Origin of the sequence: Ferruginibacter sp. SUN106 (genome assembly GCF_050611765.1) — a bacterium.
Taxonomy (GTDB): Bacteria; Bacteroidota; Bacteroidia; order Chitinophagales; family Chitinophagaceae; genus Ferruginibacter.
Window position 1 is genome coordinate 131782 of record NZ_JBODJC010000004.1, and the last position, 17700, is coordinate 149481.

12 protein-coding genes are annotated in these 17700 nt (G+C 37.4%); 8 read left to right on the forward strand and 4 right to left on the reverse strand.

Translation table 11 applies throughout. The features are described from left to right. Positions 1-13: 13 nt before the first annotated feature. Together ACQ334_RS16685 and ACQ334_RS16690 are read right to left on the reverse strand one after the other, a co-directional pair. Entirely contained in the window at positions 14-985 is a 972-nt protein-coding gene (locus ACQ334_RS16685) for a 4Fe-4S dicluster domain-containing protein (RefSeq protein ID WP_430989386.1), read from the reverse strand. Positions 986-1004: 19 nt separating this feature from the next. Continuing rightward, on the reverse strand, positions 1005-1235 hold the full coding sequence (locus ACQ334_RS16690) for a hypothetical protein (protein WP_430989387.1): 231 nt from the start codon (positions 1233-1235) through the stop codon (positions 1005-1007). 279 nt (positions 1236-1514) lie between these two features. On the opposite strand from ACQ334_RS16690, the gene ACQ334_RS16695 reads away from it, so the two are divergent. The 3 genes from ACQ334_RS16695 to ACQ334_RS16705 are packed head-to-tail and all read left to right on the forward strand — an operon-like array spanning position 1515 to position 4311. Continuing rightward, positions 1515-2708, forward strand: a complete 1194-nt coding sequence (locus tag ACQ334_RS16695) for a hypothetical protein (RefSeq protein WP_430989388.1) — start codon at positions 1515-1517, stop codon at positions 2706-2708. 30 nt (positions 2709-2738) lie between these two features. After that, positions 2739-3350 (forward strand): hypothetical protein, encoded by a 612-nt coding sequence (locus ACQ334_RS16700; RefSeq protein WP_430989389.1) that lies wholly within the window; start codon positions 2739-2741, stop codon positions 3348-3350. Between the two features lie 43 nt (positions 3351-3393). Next, positions 3394-4311: a DUF5777 family beta-barrel protein gene (locus tag ACQ334_RS16705; RefSeq protein WP_430989390.1), complete on the forward strand. Its 918-nt coding sequence runs from the start codon at positions 3394-3396 to the stop codon at positions 4309-4311. 62 nt (positions 4312-4373) lie between these two features. Here ACQ334_RS16705 and pdeM read toward each other — a convergent pair whose 3' ends face one another. Then, a complete protein-coding gene (gene pdeM, locus ACQ334_RS16710) occupies positions 4374-5033 on the reverse strand; it encodes a ligase-associated DNA damage response endonuclease PdeM (RefSeq protein ID WP_430989391.1) in 660 nt (219 codons plus the stop codon). A 133-nt stretch (positions 5034-5166) separates the two neighbouring features. After that, positions 5167-7644: a ligase-associated DNA damage response DEXH box helicase gene (locus ACQ334_RS16715; protein WP_430989392.1), complete on the reverse strand. Its 2478-nt coding sequence runs from the start codon at positions 7642-7644 to the stop codon at positions 5167-5169. A gap of 119 nt (positions 7645-7763) precedes the next feature. Between ACQ334_RS16715 and ffh the strand changes: the two genes are divergently transcribed. The 5 genes from ffh to ACQ334_RS16740 all read left to right on the forward strand — a co-directional run bounded on the left by ffh (position 7764) and on the right by ACQ334_RS16740 (position 17700). Next, positions 7764-9086 (forward strand): signal recognition particle protein, encoded by a 1323-nt coding sequence (gene ffh, locus ACQ334_RS16720; RefSeq protein WP_430989393.1) that lies wholly within the window; start codon positions 7764-7766, stop codon positions 9084-9086. A 94-nt stretch (positions 9087-9180) separates the two neighbouring features. Then, entirely contained in the window at positions 9181-11577 is a 2397-nt protein-coding gene (locus ACQ334_RS16725) for a hypothetical protein (protein WP_430989394.1), read from the forward strand. A 13-nt stretch (positions 11578-11590) separates the two neighbouring features. Continuing rightward, entirely contained in the window at positions 11591-14020 is a 2430-nt protein-coding gene (locus tag ACQ334_RS16730; RefSeq protein ID WP_430989395.1) for a hypothetical protein, read from the forward strand. A gap of 58 nt (positions 14021-14078) precedes the next feature. Further along, positions 14079-15173, forward strand: a complete 1095-nt coding sequence (locus ACQ334_RS16735; RefSeq protein ID WP_430989396.1) for a carboxypeptidase-like regulatory domain-containing protein — start codon at positions 14079-14081, stop codon at positions 15171-15173. A 109-nt stretch (positions 15174-15282) separates the two neighbouring features. Next, complete coding sequence (locus ACQ334_RS16740) at positions 15283-17700, forward strand: hypothetical protein (protein ID WP_430989397.1); 2418 nt, start codon at positions 15283-15285, stop codon at positions 17698-17700.

Genomic DNA, 17700 nt, shown 5'->3' on the forward strand with positions numbered 1-17700 from the left:
AATGTCGCTTTGGTTAAGGTCTTTTCTTTTCCTCTTCAATGATATCTTTAAACCTTGCTTTTAATTTATCAGGCAGGTTTTCATAGCCTCTTTCTACAGGGAATTGCCTGTCTTTTGGAGGTAGATAATAAACCCTTGGTTTAGTACCCAGTTCTTCCAGGAACCTGTAAGCGGCACGATCTTTTATTAATTGTTTAAAGCCGATGGTTTCATCACCATTGGTAACAGTGTCTTCATTCTCATCTCCAAAATAAAATACACCATTGGGGCAAGCTTCCACACAGGGTGGCAGTAAACCTTCTCTCGATCTGTCGGGACAGAAATCACATTTTTCAACTGTACCTACTTTTGCAGGAACACCTGTTTCGGCATTATAAGCAAGGCCCTTTATTTCAAAAGGCATTTCAGGTTCTGCCCAGTTAAATACACGTGTTGAATAAGGGCAGGCCGCCATGCAAAATTTACATCCGATGCAACGCTCGTTATCAATCAGCACCAATCCATCTTGTCTTTTAAACGTAGCATCAACAGGACAAACTTTTACACATGGTGGATTATCACAGTGAAAACATTGTTTAGGAAACCAATAAGGTGCAGAGTTGTCGCTGTCCTTCATTAGTTTCACCGTAAGCCATTCAGTATCTTCAGGACGATAGTGATGTTTCTGACATGCAGATACACATTTACGTGCATTCTTACAACGTGCCAGGTCTACCACCATTACAAATTTCTTTCCGGGTATACCTACTCTCTGATCGTGTTGTGATAAAACCGCCATATTCTCCTGGTGATTAAGGTAAGCGGAATCAATTTCAACTATTTCACCATCGGGTGATAATAACCTTACTTTTTCAGCTGCAGGAGCTTTTTTTGATGAGCAGGAACAGTTTAAACTGCCACAGGCTGCTGCTGCAACAGTTACTACGGCAGCGGTTTTAATAAACCCCCGCCTGCTGTTATTGTCTATTTCATCTTCTTGTTTCATGATGTTGGTTTGATTAGGTTCAACTATTTTTTTCTTTAGAAGGATTTTGCATCCAGTCGTAAATTTCTTTGTTGGTAGCTTTCTGATTTTTTTTTGCTGCGTCAAGCACTGTTTGTTCTATTTCTACCAGTTTACCATCAGCAGTAAGCATTTTTACCATTCCGGGTTTTGTTGCTTTTTTATCTGTTGCAGATAAAAGTGATAAAAACCACCGGCGGGATTTGTCATCAGCTTTTTTATTGTCTCCCATATAGTGTTGATTTTCTTTTGTTCTGTGAAAAATGTAGCTGCAATTTATTCTGGCAGCAGAAATAATAGTATGATATCAATCAAGCGGTGACCTGAGAAATATCAGGTACAGCTCTGCAGTGACCATGAGCAGATAATGACATGATAAAGGTCATAAAGTGACCAATCTATTGTCATAGAACTGTAAAACGAGTCGGAATACTTTTGATATACAATTTCAGAAAAGAAGTTGATCGCAATAATTAAAAAGAAATCATTCCAAAAAATAAATTAACGTGTTATGAAAAAATTTTCAATAATCAAAGGAACAACACTCTTCCTGGGTGTTATGTTGGTGTCAGCATCCGTTTTGCAGTGCAAAAAAACAGGAGATGTAGTGAAAGGACTCGACAGGTCATTTAAAGGAACTTCGGATACAACCTTGTATGCGTCGTTCTATGAAAGCAACAAAGTAAGCTCAGGAGATGTTGTTGCAGATGTGAATGACATTGTTAAATTCAGGGGCGTACAAACAATCCTGCATGAATACTGTGCCACATCAAATTGCCACGGCGGACCAATCAGTCCTAAGTTCGACACTTATACTGATGTAATGAGGTATGTAGTTGCGGGTAACCCTGATGGTAGTAAATTATGGGAATATATCACTACTAATAATTTTGATAAAGCAATGCCTCCGGTTAATTCCAATCATGAATTGGGCATCAGCGACAAAACTTTAATTTATAACTGGATCGTAAATGGAGCGAAAGAAATACCGGATATTAAAGACTTCCGTCCTGCAGCCGTTGCATTAATCAATAATGGTTGCGGATCTGCCAACTGTCATAACGAGGCAACTGCCACTGGTGGTTGGGCAAGAAAGGGATTGATACCCGGTTTAACCGCAGCAGATACTACGCAATTTACATTTACCAATCAAACAACCGGAGCTGTTACGGTATACTGCCTGCTATCAAACAAAACTATACGTGACCAGGTTTGGAATTCTTATAAAGACAGTGTGAGGAAGTTTTATTCTGACACATTAGCCTATGCAAGTTTCAGGCCCTGGAAAACTTTTGCTACTCCACGTTCTGCATCAAGTACAAGAGGCCCATTACAAACTTATGATGATATCCTTTTAGATATTAATTATCCAAAAAGTATCAGGAGTAATTCTTCTGTAGTGTATACAGATCCGGTAACATTAACACAGTACTATGTAAAAGGAAATTTTTTGAGCGCAACCAGTTCATTGGTTTCAAGAACTGATTCTACTTTGTTATTGGCTAGTCCGTTTACAGGTATTTATGCCACCAGCCAGCAAGGTGATATGGCCTACGGCGATGGTGGTTTAAAATCAAATGAAGTGGCACTGATTAAAGCCTGGTATTTCGCTGATCCTAATATTCCTGATGTATGGAAGTATGGTAATGGCAATGTGGGCATCTTTAAATACAGGAAAACAGGAAACATCATTATCAAACACTAATTAATACAATCATCCTAAAATTTCAGGAATATGAAAAAGAAAATAATAATGGCAGCTACAATGACTTCAATGCTGATCTATATGTTGTCATCCTGCTACAAAAATAAAGAAGACATTCTTACACTACCAACTGTATCATTCAGGGGAGAAGTAGTACCTATTATCGCATCCGGTGGCTGCGGTTGCCATATCAATGGTAAAGTTTCCAATGCAGTTGCATTTGCACATGGCGATACAGTTTTTTATGATGCCATTCTTTCCCGTTCAGCAATATTCGGGGCATGGGTTAATGGAGGATCACATCCAGGTGGAGGTATCATTGATTTTAAACCCAATGAAAAAGTACTGATTAAACAATGGATTGCAGAAGGTGCAAAAGATGACGGTGGCGGATGTACTGTAACAGGAGCATTGAGCTATGCTACCAATATTGCACCGATTTATAACACCACTTGTAAAGGATCAACATGCCATGGTGGAATAGCTGTAGCATTGGATTATAACAAACTGCTTTCTGATAAAGATAAATTAACTACCATGATGAGTAGCAGTGGTAACGGACACCCCGGCGGCCCTTTAAGCTTAAGTTCCTGCACCGTAAAGATCTTTACAGAATGGATCAACCAGGGTTTACCAAAATAATTTTAAAAACAATAATGAAGTTTATCAAATAAAATAAGACATTATGAAAAAGATATTATCACTACTGCTTGCTTCCATGGTTATCTTTAGCTATGCCATAGCACAGGATTCTGCCGCAGTAGAAGCTAAAGAAGCGCCAACTCCAAAATATGCGAGGGCCACTTTTAACTCTACCCGTATCATCAATATGCAAAGCACCGAGATTGTTAGTAAAGGTGCATTAGAATTTATGGTTAGTCACCATTTTAGCAATATCTGGAATAAAGGAGCAGGCTCACAGAATGTTGGCCAGTTGTTTGGCCTTAATTCAGGCGTTGCACATACTTATTTATCTTTTGCCTACTCACCCACTAACTGGCTTAACCTTGGTGTTGCAGCAGCAGGTAGTTCTAAATATGAAGGTTGGGCAAAATTCAGGTTGTTGCGCCAGCAAACAGGGTTGAAAAATATTCCTGTATCTGTTAGTTACTTTTCTTTAATTAACATCAATACAGCAAAAGACCCTGACCAGACATTTGCAGGAAACAAAATTGCTTTTGTAAATCAATTGCTCATTGCACGTAAACTGTCTCCTAAATTTTCTGTTGAGTTAATTCCTTCATGGGTACACTTTAATATCGTTCCTTACGGTATTAATAACAGTAACGAAGTATTTTCTTTAGGTGCTGGTGTTAAATACAAAGCAAAACCAAAAATGAATCTTACACTGGAATACTCACGCCAGCTTAATATGTACGAAAACCTGATCACCAAAAATGGTGCTATCTTAAATTATTATCCTAATCTGCTTGCTGCAGGCATAGAAATTAATACCGGAGGTCACTTGTTCCAGTTCTTTGTAGGAAGTACAACAGATGCATCCAATGTTGATCAACTGGCAAGAAATAACAGCAGTATAAAGGATGGCAACTTTGCTTTTGGTTTTACCATTAACAGAAGCCTGAGTTTAAAAAAGAATTAGTTGTTTAAGTTTGATGAATGATAAAAGAGCCGGGTATTATATGCCGGCTTTTTTTAATGCCCTTATTTATGTGGCAGCACACTATCTTCAACAATGGCAAATGCCTTTTCGGTTTTGGAAGGAACAATAAGATAAGTGCCTGTAAATTTTCCAAAGGCAGGTAGCACTGCATATGTGTTAGAAAAATAAAAACAAGGAAAACGCAATGATTGTTTACCCAATCCTTTAATGCTTATAGCGGGGTGTATATGTCCGCTAAAAAAATATGCAGCTGTTGTTTCATCTTCAGCATCTTCAATCTGGTGCACAAAAGCAAAATTGTTTTTACGCCATATTTTTTCAACAATTTCAATACCGGCTTTTTTATACCATGCATCGGGTACAATATCATGGTTGCCTTTTACCAGTAACATAGGAATATGTTGCAGGTCTTTTCGCCATTTTAAAAACAATTCATGTTCCTTGTTTTCTACACTATGAAAAAGATCTCCCACAATTACTACCAGCAATGGTTTGTAAAATTGTATAGCGGCTACAAAGCGCTGCATATCTTCTTTCATAATTGCGGCGGGTACACCAATACCACTTTTTCTAAAGTGGCCTGTTTTGCCTAAATGAAGATCAGATAAGATCAATATTTTTTCCTGCTCCCAAAACACAGTGCGGTTACTGTTTAAAATAAAATCGTTTTGATTGATGGTATGTTTAACGAATGACGCCATTTGATTTAGTACATTGAATTTTCAATTCGATAAAATTTTTGTTGCCACGAATTGCACAAATTTGCACGAATAAGAAAACTCCATTTGTGAAAATCAGTGTTATTAGTGGCAATGAAAAACCATAATGTAGTTTCTAACTATCCTTCCCCAACTGCTCCTGCATTCTTTTCACCCTGTCTTCCAGTTTTTCTGAAGAAACATTCTCTCTCATGCTATCTACCTTAAGCGGAAAACAAAAGGGCGTTAATTGCTGTGGCCAGGTAATTATAATTTTACTATTTTGTATTCTTTGCAACATATCTCTTAATCTTGTTTCTTCCATTTGCTGGTCAAATACTTCCCGGTAGGCCTGTTTTAATAAAATATTATCCGGTTCATATTCTGCAAATACTTTAAATAATAAAGATGCAGAAGATTGCAAATGTCTTGCTTTTTTATATTCGCCGGGATAGCCCTGGAAAATTAATCCTCCAATCACAGCAATGTCCCTGAACTTACGCTTCGCCATTTCTGTGCTGTTCACACTACGCTGTATATCTTCAAATAAATTTTTATCGGTGAATAATTCATACACATTGCTGTCATCTAATGGTATCGGTTGGTCGCTCAATAATTCAAAGCCATAATCATTCATGGCAAATGAAAAAGTGATGGGAGTGATCTGGCTGATGCGCCACGATAAAATTGCTGCCATCGCTTCATGCACCAACCTGCCTTCAAAAGGATACACAAATAAATGAAAGCCATCTTTGGTTTCAATATGCTCAATCAACAATTCATTTTCTTCAGGCACATGCGACAAAAAGTTTTGCAGATCAAATAAAGGTTTGAGTACAGTAAGCTCCGGTATATTGTTTTTTTGCTGGCTTACGGTAAGAGCCTGTCGTAATTTTTTTCCCATATTGCTGCTCAGGCTCATACGGCCGCCCTGCCAGCTGGGGATAATGCTTTTTTTAGCTGTTGATTTTTTCACCAGCACGGTCATATCTTTTATCATCATTAATTCTAAATTTCTGCCGGCAATGGTAAAAGAATCACCCGGTTCTAACCTGGATATAAAATATTCTTCAATAACGCCAATATAGCCGCCACTGAAAAATTTTACTTTTAACATGGCATCGCTCACAATAGTACCAATATGCATGCGGTGCTGCATAGCAATGCGGCGGTTATTGATTTTATATAAACCATTATCCAGTATTTCTACTTTTTTAAATTCGTCGTATTGATTTAATGCGATACCTCCTGCAGTGATATGTAATAAAATTTCAGCAAATTCATCTTTAGTAATTTCGGCAAAACAATAAGTGGATCTTACTTCTTCAAAAATTTCATCCGGGTAAAATCCATCTGAAATAGCGATGGTACATAAGTATTGAATCAGTACATCAAAACAAAGTAATTGCGGTATTTTGCTTTCAATAAAATTTTCTTCCACGGCTTGTTTTAATGCGGCGGCTTCTACCAATTCTAAACTATGTGTGGGTAAAAAATAAATCTTACTCACTGCTTCAGGGCTGTGGCCGCTTCTTCCTGCTCTTTGTAAAAACCTTGCCACACCCTTTGGCGAACCTACCTGTACAACGGTTTCTACTGGCCGAAAATCTACACCAAGGTCCAGGCTGGCAGTACAAACCACTGCTTTTAATTTACCGCTGTGCAAATTCTCTTCCACCCAAAAACGCAGTTCCTGTTCAATGCTACCATGGTGCAAAGCGATGGCGCCGGCCAATTCAGGAGCTGCGGTTAATAAAGCCTGGTACCACATCTCCGTCATACCACGGGTATTGATGAAAATTAAAGTAGTGCGGCTATTATTAACGATAGGCAAAACTTTATCTACCAGCTTAATTCCTAAATGCCCTGCCCAGGGATACTTTTCAATCTCATCAGGAAAGATGGATTCAATTTCAATTTTTTTATGAAGATCAGCTTTTACAATTATACCTTCATCTTTTAAAGGGCTTAGCAATACTTCTTTCGCTTCTTCTAAATTTCCTATGGTTGCAGAAATGCCCCATATTGAACACAGTACATTCGCCATTCGATATTTCACATTCACAATTCTTGAAATTGCCAACTCCGTTTGCACACCTCTCTTACTACCGAGTAATTCATGCCATTCATCTACCGCAATTATTTTTAATGCTGCAAAAACATCAGGATAATTTTTTTGTGCCAGCAACAAATGCAAACTCTCGGGTGTAATGATGAGTACTTCGGGCATTTGCCTTTTTTGTTTGGCTCTTTCGTTCACTTCGGTATCGCCATTTCTGATACCAATTTTCCATTGCATATCCAATGCGGCAATTACTTCATCCATGGCACGGGCAATATCTTTTGCCAAAGCTCTTAATGGCGTTATCCATAAAAGCTGTAAGCCATTATTTTTTTTGCTTTGATATTGTTTTGGATAAGCATTAATAAATTGAATAAGGGCACCCAAAAAAACAGAATAGGTTTTGCCGCATCCGGTAGGGGCATTCACCAGACCATTTCGGCCATTTAAAATATGTTGCCAGGTCTCCGTTTGAAATGCAAAAGGTTGCCGCTCATTTTTTTTAAGCCAGCCTGTAATAATTGTATAGCCGGTGCTTTTCTCCAGGTTCATAAAAGCAAATTAAGGATTGCTAAACAATTTGGCTAAAACAATTTTATCAGTTGCAAAATTATTAGCGCTTGCAGCCCTATAATTTTATACTTTTGCAGTCATTTTTAAATGATAGTTATATGTTTAATTCGTTAAGTGAGAAATTAGAAGGTGCGTTTAAGAACCTTAAAGGCCAGGGCCGTATTACTGACCTTAATATTGCCAATACTGTAAAAGATATCCGCCGTGCATTGGTAGATGCCGATGTGAACTATAAAATTGCTAAAGAATTTACAGATAAAGTAAAGGATAAAGCCCTTGGTTCCAAAGTATTACTGGCAGTAAATCCGGGCCAGCAAATGGTAAAGATCGTACAGGATGAACTGACCGAGTTAATGGGCGGCAGTGAAAGTGAATTCAACATCTCCGGTGCTCCGGCCATTATTTTAATTGCCGGCTTGCAGGGTAGTGGTAAAACCACTTTCAGCGGTAAACTGGCGAATTACCTTAAAACAAAAAAAGGCAAATCACCATTGCTGGTGGCAGCAGATATTTACAGGCCGGCGGCGATTGACCAACTGGAAGTGTTGGGCGGACAAATAGGAGTGGATGTTTTTGCAGAAAGAGAAAATAAAGATGCGGTTTCTATTGTGCAGAATGCGATTAAAGAAGCGAAAGCAAAAAATAAAAATGTGATCATCGTGGATACTGCCGGCCGTTTGGCAGTAGATGAAGTGATGATGACTGAAGTGGCGAATATTAAAAAAGCGATCAATCCGCAAGAGATATTATTTGTAGTAGATAGTATGACCGGGCAGGATGCGGTGAACACTGCCAAAGCTTTTAATGATAGATTAGATTTTAGTGGTGTGGTATTAACCAAATTAGATGGTGATACAAGAGGTGGTGCTGCATTGTCCATTAAATACACGGTAAATAAACCGATCAAGTTTGCAAGTAGTGGCGAGAAGATGGATACACTGGATGTGTTTTATCCTGAGCGTATGGCGCAACGTATACTGGGCATGGGTGATATTGTGAGTCTGGTAGAAAAAGCACAGGAACAATTTGATGAAGCGGAAGCAAGAAAACTGGAAAAGAAGATCCGCAAAAATCAATTTGATTTTGAAGATTTTAAAACCCAGTTGCAGCAGATTAAAAAAATGGGTAACCTTAAAGACCTGATGGGTATGATACCCGGTGTAGGTAAACAAATAAAAGATGTTGATATCAATGATGATTCTTTTAAAGGTATTGAAGCGATGATCAACAGTATGACCTTAGAAGAAAGAAGAAACCCTGATATCATTAACCCCAACCGCAAACTGCGTATAGCCAAAGGCGCAGGAAAAGATATTGCCGAACTAAATGCTTTCTTAAAACAGTTTGAGCAAATGAAAGGCATGATGAAGATGATGAATAAAATGCCTATGGGAAGAATGCCCGGCATGGGAAAAAAATAACGTCAATAAATCTTTGTTAAGGATGTAATAAAATGTGCTGTAATCTGGCACCGGTTATGAATTATCGTTATATTTAATTTGTAATTGTAAACTTATGCCATCCCTAACTAAAGCGTTGTGTTACTGCTGTATTGTATTTATGGTTTCCGCACCCGTAACAACTACTGCACAGGCAATTGAAAACAGCATCAACCTTTACGGCGCTGATTTTCCGCAGGAAAAAATTCATATTCATTTCGATAAAGAAGCTTATTTACCGGGAGAAACCATCTGGTTTAAAGCCTATTTATTTGAAGAATACCTCCCTTCAACAAGAAGCACCAACTTTTATACTTCACTGTATGATGAGAATGGTAAACTGGTACAGCAACTGCTTTGTCCCATTTTTAACGGTACCGCCGATGGGCATTTTCAAATACCGGATAGTTTACAAAGCAAACAAGTTATCTGCCGTGCTTACACCACCTGGATGATGAATTTTGATACTACATTTTTATTTACTAAAGCGATACGGTTAATAAATAACAATGCGATTGATAACAGTAAACAAATCAAAACTGTATCACTTCAATTTTTTCCTGAAGGGGGAGATATTATTGCCGGCACAAAAAATACGTTAGCTTTTAAAGCCAATTACAATAATGGTTTGCCATTTGATATCAACGCTGTTTTAAAAAAACAGGAAACGGGAGAAGTGGTGACATCCGTTACGTCTGTGCATGATGGCATGGGTAGGTTTGATATTGATCTGGCTTTTAATGAAAAATTTTATCTGGAATGGAGTGACGATAAAGGTAACAAACAGCAAACTTATTTACCTAATGCTAAAGCTGCCGGCGTATCATTGAAATTAATTCAACTTAAAAACAGTATTGTATTTAACCTCGTAAATAAATTGCCGGCTGATAGTTTGCATGTGCTGATGTACATGTACCAGAAAGTATTTTACAAAAAAGATATCGCAGTAACATCAACAGAGCCTTACACAGGCACTGTACCAGTAAATACTTTACCAACCGGTATTATGCAATTGACGGTATTTGATGCCAACTGGAAACCGGTGGCAGAACGGGTGGCATTTATAAACAACAATAATTATACAATCAATACAATAATTAGTAATAAAGAAATCAATACGGCCAAAAGAGGCAGGAATATTATTGAGATAGCAATAGCTGATACAATTCCATCCAATATGTCGTTAAGCATCACCGATGCAGACATGAATGATGGAACTGTTGGTTCAACTATCGTTACCAACCTTTTATTAAGTGGCGATGTAAAAGGTTATATCCACAACCCGGCTTATTATTTTACCAGCGATAAAGAGGCTACATCAAACTTAGACCTGGTAATGCTAACACATGGCTGGCGCAGGTATAACTGGGATAATATACTTGCGGCACGAATGCCGGAATTGAAATATCCGCAGGATAATTATTTAAGCATTTACGGACAAGTAGGAAACGCGGCATTACAAAAAATAGATTCTGCAGAAATAGTAAACCTGATTGTGAAAACTAAAGACAGTACACAAAATTTTTATTTTACAAAACCTGATGCCGATGGATTAATTAAGCAAACGGGCCTGTTATTTTATGATAGTGCCAAAGTGCAGTATTCTTTCAATAAAAATAAAGTATTAAATCCGCAAATTACTTTCAGCACTTCTAATTATACGTATCCGCAACCTGCTACTATCAATAATGCAATTATTTTTTTAAAGCCTGATACCACAGGCACTACAGTTAATCAGCAGGCATCTGTATTTGGATATTATGTAAAGGATAACGCTATCAAACAGTTTAATAAAGAAAAAACCATGCAGGCGGTATTGGTAAAAAGCGGCGGTTGGCACAACTGGAAAAATGATCCCATGTTTAAAATGGATGAGAAATATACCACTATGTTTAAAGGAATGGGTGCTACCACATGGTCAATAGATGTATTGCACGATGAAATGGCCGATGCTAAACAGGATATTTATAACTATATGATTGGAAAGATACCAGGATTAATAATTGAATATAAAGGCGGTGGAAAATCTTTCGGTAAAACTTTAATTTTTGTTAATGAAAGCGAAATTGATAACCAGATATTGGAAACAATAAACCTCGATGCTATAGCTTACATAAAAGTTTATGATCATACTCCATGGAGGCAGGGGCTTCCGCAGTCTATTTGTATTTATTTAAAAAAAGGCGACGATCTGATTGATCGCCGGCCTAAAGACACCGATTTAAAATCAGTAAAAATTCCCGGCTATTCACCCGTAAAGGAATTTTATGCACCGGATTATTCTCAAAGTAATACAACAGGAACCGATGCCCGAACGACTTTGTTATGGCTGCCTTATATTGTAACCGATGCTACTAACCAAAAAGTACCTGTTACTTTTTATAACAACGATTTTACAAAAAAGATAAGAATAGTTTTAGAAGGATTTAATGACGAAGGCAAGCTGATTCATGTAGAAAAAATAATTGAATAAAACCGTATAAATTATGAGTACGAAAATTTACAAACACTGGCTTTTTATTGTAAGCTTGCTATTTACTACACCAGTTGTGTCGCAGGTTGTGGAAAATACAATTAATTTGTACGGCCAGAATTTTTCGCAGGAAAAAATACATATTCATTTTGATAAGGAAGCGTATTTGCCCGGAGAAACCATTTGGTTTAAGGCCTATCTTTTTGAAGATTATATTCCTGCTGCAAAAAGTACTAATTTTTATACTTCATTGTATGATGAGAATGGTAAACTGGTACAACAACTGCTTTGTCCTATTTTTAACGGTACTGCCGATGGCCATTTTCAAATACCGGATAGTTTACAAAGTAAACAACTCATCTGCCGTGCCTATACCACATGGATGTTGAATCTGGATACTACATTATTATTTACCAAAGCCATCAGGTTAATAAATAATGATGCAAAAACTGATAGCAGCAAACAAGTCAAAACAGTCTCTTTGCAATTTTTTCCCGAAGGCGGAGATATAATTGAAGGCGTAAGAAATACGATTGCTTTTAAAGCTAACTACAATAATGGTTTACCTTTTGAAATAAATGGCGTTTTAAAAAAACAGGAAACTGGCGAAGTAGAAATGCCGGTAAAATCTGTGCATGATGGTATGGGGAGGTTTGATATTGAAGTGGCACCCAATCAGAAATTTTATGTGGAGTGGCTGGATGATAAAGGAGTGAAGCAACAAACCTATTTGCCACAAGCGAAATCAACAGGCGTATCACTTAAGCTGGCACAGGTAAAGGATAATGTGATATTTAACCTCACCAATAAAACTGCTAAAGATAGTTTACATGTATTGATGTACCTGTACCAGAAAGTGTTTTATAAAAATGACCTGGTAGTTCCTTCAAACGAACCATTTACAGCTACTGTGCAGGTAAATGCATTACCCAGCGGTATTATGCAGTTAACCGTATTTGATGCCAACTGGCAACCGGTGGCAGAACGTGTGGCATTTATCAACAATAATAATTATGCATTGGATGCTAAACTAACCAACACAGCAATCAGCACACAAAAAAGAGGGAAGAATAGTATTGAGATAGAAGTAGCAGATACCATTCTTTCTAACATGTCTTTAAGTGTTACCGATGCTGAATTAAATGATGATGTATCAACCACAAACATTGTTACAGATCTTTTATTAAGTGGTGATGTAAAAGGGTATATCCATAATCCTGCTTATTATTTTACCAGTAATACCAATGCAACTTTAAAATCCAATTTAGATTTAGTGATGCTCACCCATGGCTGGCGCAGGTATAACTGGGATAATATGCTGGCAGCAAAAATGCCGGAGTTAAAATATCCGCAGGATAACTATCTAAGTATTTATGGAAGAATAGGAAAGCAGACACAGCAAAAGCTGGATGCCGCAGAACTGGTGAACCTGATAGTAAAAAGCAAAGACAGCACACAGAATTTTTATTTTGTAAAACCTGATGCAGAGGGGATAATTAAACAGACCGGCCTGGTATTTTATGATAGCGCCAAAGTGCAGTATTCCTTCAATAAAAATAAACTATTAAATCCCGTAATGGTGTTCAGTTCTTCTAACTATACTTATCCGCAACCCCTGACTATTACTAATGCGGGTAATTATTTAATACCCGATACTGCTGGTACAAAATTTAACCAGACCGCATCTGTATTTGGATATTACATAAAAGATAATGCCCTGCAACAATTTAATAAAGAAAAAACCATGCAGGCGGTATTGGTGAAAAACGGAGGCTGGCACAACTGGAAGAATGATCCGCTTTTTAAACTGGATCAAAAATATGCAGAAGGCGCTTTCAGGGGAGTGGTAAATTCCTTTGCTTATGATGTGATGCATGATGAGATGGCGCCTGCTAAGTTGGATATCTATAACTACATGATAGGTAAAGCGCCGGGGCTGGGAGTATACTTCAGACAGAGTGTAAAAACATTGGTGGTTTACCAGGGGCCACCTCCATACGTGCCTTGCTTATTGTACGTTAATGAAAGGCCGGTTGAAAATGAAGAACTTACCAGGTTAAATATCGAAGATATTGCCTACGTAAAATTTATCCCACATCTTGCAATTGTTCCGGGGCTACCACCAGCTATTTCCATTTATCTTAAAAAAGGCGATGACCTGATTGATAACCGTCCTAAAGATTCTGATTTAAGAGTATTGAAAGTTGCCGGCTATTCGCCTCAAAAAGAATTTTATGCCCCTGATTATTCGCAAAGTAATACTGCAACAGGTACAGATGCCCGAACAACATTACTATGGCAGCCTTATATTTTAACCGATGCCACCAATCAAAAAGTGCCCATTACTTTCTACAATAATGATTTTACAAAAAAAATACGCATTGTGCTGGAAGGATTTAACGATGAGGGAAAACTGATCCATATTGAAAAAATAGTGGAATAGAATACATTGCCTGTTTATGGAATAATAGTTTTGGGAATATGCATTTAAACCAAATCGCATGAGAAGTAACCTTTTGTTTTTGATCCTTTATCTTTTACCAGCTTCAGTATTCTCTCAACAAACAGACTACTATATAACCGGCAAAATAATTGATGCTGTTACTAAAGCTCCATTGCCAGGAGCTTCCGTCTTTGCCCAAAATACAACGATTGGCACAGCCGCCGATGCAGAAGGTAATTTTAAATTAAGCCTGCCCGCTGGCGGATATGATCTTATCATTACCTGCATCGGTTACCAACCGGAAATTAGAAGGATCAGCGCATCAGAAAATAACAGTAAAAATATAGTGGTAGAATTGATGCAAAAGGACAAATCACTTAAAGATGTGGTTATATCCAATGAGTTGGCCGATGGATGGGAGAAGTATGGTGCTTTTTTCCTGGAGAATTTTATAGGCAAAACATTCAATAGTAATTCCTGCTCTATTGCTAATAAACAAGTGTTGAAATTTTATTTTTCCACTAAAAAAAATACTTTAAAAGTATTGGCAGATACGCCATTGATAATTGTAAATAAAGCACTGGGGTACAAAATAAAATACACACTGGTTTCTTTTAGTTACGATTACGACAAACTTATAACGCTCTACAAAGGTTATCCGTTATATGAAGAACTGCAGCCTGAAGATACGCTTGAAAAGATAAATTGGGAAGCTGCCAGGCTTAAAGCCTATAATGGCTCGATGATTCATTTTATGCGAAGCCTTTACCAAAAGCAGGTAAAAGAAAACGGTTTTGAAATTAAATACCTGAAAAAAAGATTTAGTGAAAAGGAAACCCTGGTTCCAATACTAAATTATTACCAGGCGCTTGGCTACGAAATTGATGATAGTACACAAGATGTACTGGTATTACCAGAGGAAAATGAGCTGGTGGTGATCTATAATAAGGATGTGCCCGAACAAACTTATGTAAAAGCCGACCCTACTGCATCTGTAAAATATCAACTATCTGTTTTAACCTTTAAACCTGCACAAGTAATTGGTGTAGAAGTGAATGGGTATTATTTTGAACAAACCGGTATTACAAAAAGTGGCTACATGGCCTGGATGAGAATGGCAAATACATTGCCCTATGACTTTAAAATAAAATAATTTTTTGTCCCTGCGAAAATAATTGATACACCTGCCGGAAGCTGATATCCGGCAAGTGTATTTTGTATATCCACCCTGATTAGTTAAGCTTAAACAAAACTGACAATTTATGACAATTGCTAACCGCTGCTTTTTTATTGTGTGCCTTTTTTTTATGCAGGCTGCAGGTGCACAAACCATAGAAAAAAATGTGGCAACTACAGATGCTGTTATTTCTTTTGAAACTATGCATGTGCATTTTGATAAGGATACTTATTTGCCCGGAGAGACAGTCTGGTTTAAAGCATACCTCTACAACGTAAATGCAATTTCAATTGCAGCTACCAATTTTTATGCAGCTATTTATGATGATAAAGGAAAATTGATCCGGCAAAAGCAATACCCGATAGTTGAAGGTAGTTGCTACGGAGATTTTGAAATACCTGATAGTATAGAAAGCAACCGTATTCAATTCAGGGCATTTACAAAAGCAATGGTTATTGAAGACAGTGAAAACGTGTACCTCAAAATTCTCAACATTTATAACAAAGAAAATAGTATTGAGAATAGCGTAACAAATAAAGGCAAACAATTACAATTTTTCCCCGAAGGGGGGCAAGTAGTTGCAGAGCTGCAAAACTATATCGCTTTTAAAAGTACTTATGCAGATGGCAAACCGGCTATGATAAATGGGCAAATTATAGAAGTGGAAAGAAATAAAGTGATAGATACTTTTTTTACCAATACAATGGGCCTCGGTAAAATATTGTTGATCCCATCTCCTAAAAAAAATTATAAAGCAGTTTGGAAAGATGACAACGGCATTGTAAAGGAAACGCCTTTGCCCTTGATAAATCGTTATGGTGTTTCTTTTCATGCAGAAGTAGTGGAAAAGAAATTACAATACCTGATGGCCAGAAACCGCACTAATGACAGCTTAAGCGAATTGCACCTGCTGGCGCAAATGGGTAATTACAAAGTGTATAACGCAGATATTGTTTTACCAAATGAAATGGAAATGGCCTCGACTGGTTTTTCTATTGATTCTATACCCGCAGGTTTAATGCAACTTACTTTATTTGATAAGCATTGGAATAAATTACAGGAAAGAATGGTGTTCATTAATGCCGAAAGGATGCAACAACCTGTTGTAAAAAGAGATACCATTGCTGCTGGTCCTAAAGCAAAGAACACGATCTCAATCAGTTTGCCAGATACGATGTTCACTAATTTATCGGTGTCCATAGCGGATATTAATTTTTTCAACCCTTCCAATACACATTCTATTACACAAGACCTTTTGCTGAATACGCAATTAAAAGGGCTTGATCAGAATTTAAGTTCGGTATTGTTAGCAGATAAAAGAAATGCTATAGACCTGATTATGCTTTCACAACAATGGAAAAAATATGAATGGCAAAAATTAGCAGATAAAGTGAATATTGCTGCTGAGCCGCTAGACAATTATATTACACTCGCTGTTAATTACAAAGAAAAGAACCTGGCCCTTCCGGAAGGTGAATCACTTAACCTTATTATAAAAGGCGGCGGCGCAGGAAAGCAATTGTATAACCTCAAGCCCATTAATCAAACAGTATTCAAAAAGAACGACCTGCTATTCTTTGATTCTGCAAAAGTGACCTATCAGACAGATAAAAATAAAGTACTGGGAAATTACATGTCTGTTTACAAAGATGATACTTTGAATGTACCTGTATTAGTAAGTGCGCTGCAGCCACAAAATATTCCAGCATCTGTTAAGCCCATAACACAAAACAACAGCCTTGCCTCTTTCCTGGTGTATAAACCCGGCAAGTTTAATGCGGAGCAAACAATTAAAGAAGTTGTAGTGAAATCTAAATTAGTACATAATCCTGAACTGGCACGTATTGAAGAACTGGATAAAACATATACTACAGGAATGTTCAGTGGAACCGTAAGAGGCTTTCAGCTAAATGTATTAGACGACCCTACTGCTAAAACCAATAGCGATGTGGCAAGCTATGTTGCGTACAGGGTGTCGGGTGTAAAAGTAATTGATGATGAATGGTCTCATGAAAAATACTTTGTAGCTGAAGCTACTGTAGGTTTGGGTTGGAAACAAATTCAGCCAATACCCATGTTTCTCGACGAACAGCCGGTTAAAAGTGTAGGTAATTATGATTTATCGCAGGTGGCTTACATCAAATATATTCCCGGTATCGTTATCAATAGTTCTTTCAGGTCTACTATAGGTGCTATATATGTCTACTTAAGAAAAGGAAATGAGGCAGAGCCAGCGGGTAATAGTAATATGCATTCGGTATATATTAAAGGCTATAATACACAAAAGGATTTTCCAAATCCTGATTACAACAACAAGGATATAGCAAAAACACCCGACTTGCGTACTACAGTTTACTGGAATCCGAATCTGATACTCGACAAAACAAATAATTCTATCAAAATTGAGTATTTTAATAATGATATTTCAAAGCAATTACTGTTGAAAATAGAAGGCGTAAATGCAGCAGGCCAATTAATTTATATTGAAAAAGTTATTGAGTGA

What these genes read in the sequence shown, in the direction of transcription:
- ACQ334_RS16685 (WP_430989386.1), bottom strand. Translation starts at nt 985, where the DNA reads ATGAAACAAGAAGATGAAATAGACAATAACAGCAGGCGGGGGTTTATT.
- ACQ334_RS16690 (WP_430989387.1), bottom strand. Translation starts at nt 1,235, where the DNA reads ATGGGAGACAATAAAAAAGCTGATGACAAATCCCGCCGGTGGTTTTTA.
- ACQ334_RS16695 (WP_430989388.1), top strand. Translation starts at nt 1,515, where the DNA reads ATGAAAAAATTTTCAATAATCAAAGGAACAACACTCTTCCTGGGTGTT.
- ACQ334_RS16700 (WP_430989389.1), top strand. Translation starts at nt 2,739, where the DNA reads ATGAAAAAGAAAATAATAATGGCAGCTACAATGACTTCAATGCTGATC.
- ACQ334_RS16705 (WP_430989390.1), top strand. Translation starts at nt 3,394, where the DNA reads ATGAAAAAGATATTATCACTACTGCTTGCTTCCATGGTTATCTTTAGC.
- pdeM (WP_430989391.1), bottom strand. Translation starts at nt 5,033, where the DNA reads ATGGCGTCATTCGTTAAACATACCATCAATCAAAACGATTTTATTTTA.
- ACQ334_RS16715 (WP_430989392.1), bottom strand. Translation starts at nt 7,644, where the DNA reads ATGAACCTGGAGAAAAGCACCGGCTATACAATTATTACAGGCTGGCTT.
- ffh (WP_430989393.1), top strand. Translation starts at nt 7,764, where the DNA reads ATGTTTAATTCGTTAAGTGAGAAATTAGAAGGTGCGTTTAAGAACCTT.
- ACQ334_RS16725 (WP_430989394.1), top strand. Translation starts at nt 9,181, where the DNA reads ATGCCATCCCTAACTAAAGCGTTGTGTTACTGCTGTATTGTATTTATG.
- ACQ334_RS16730 (WP_430989395.1), top strand. Translation starts at nt 11,591, where the DNA reads ATGAGTACGAAAATTTACAAACACTGGCTTTTTATTGTAAGCTTGCTA.
- ACQ334_RS16735 (WP_430989396.1), top strand. Translation starts at nt 14,079, where the DNA reads ATGAGAAGTAACCTTTTGTTTTTGATCCTTTATCTTTTACCAGCTTCA.
- ACQ334_RS16740 (WP_430989397.1), top strand. Translation starts at nt 15,283, where the DNA reads ATGACAATTGCTAACCGCTGCTTTTTTATTGTGTGCCTTTTTTTTATG.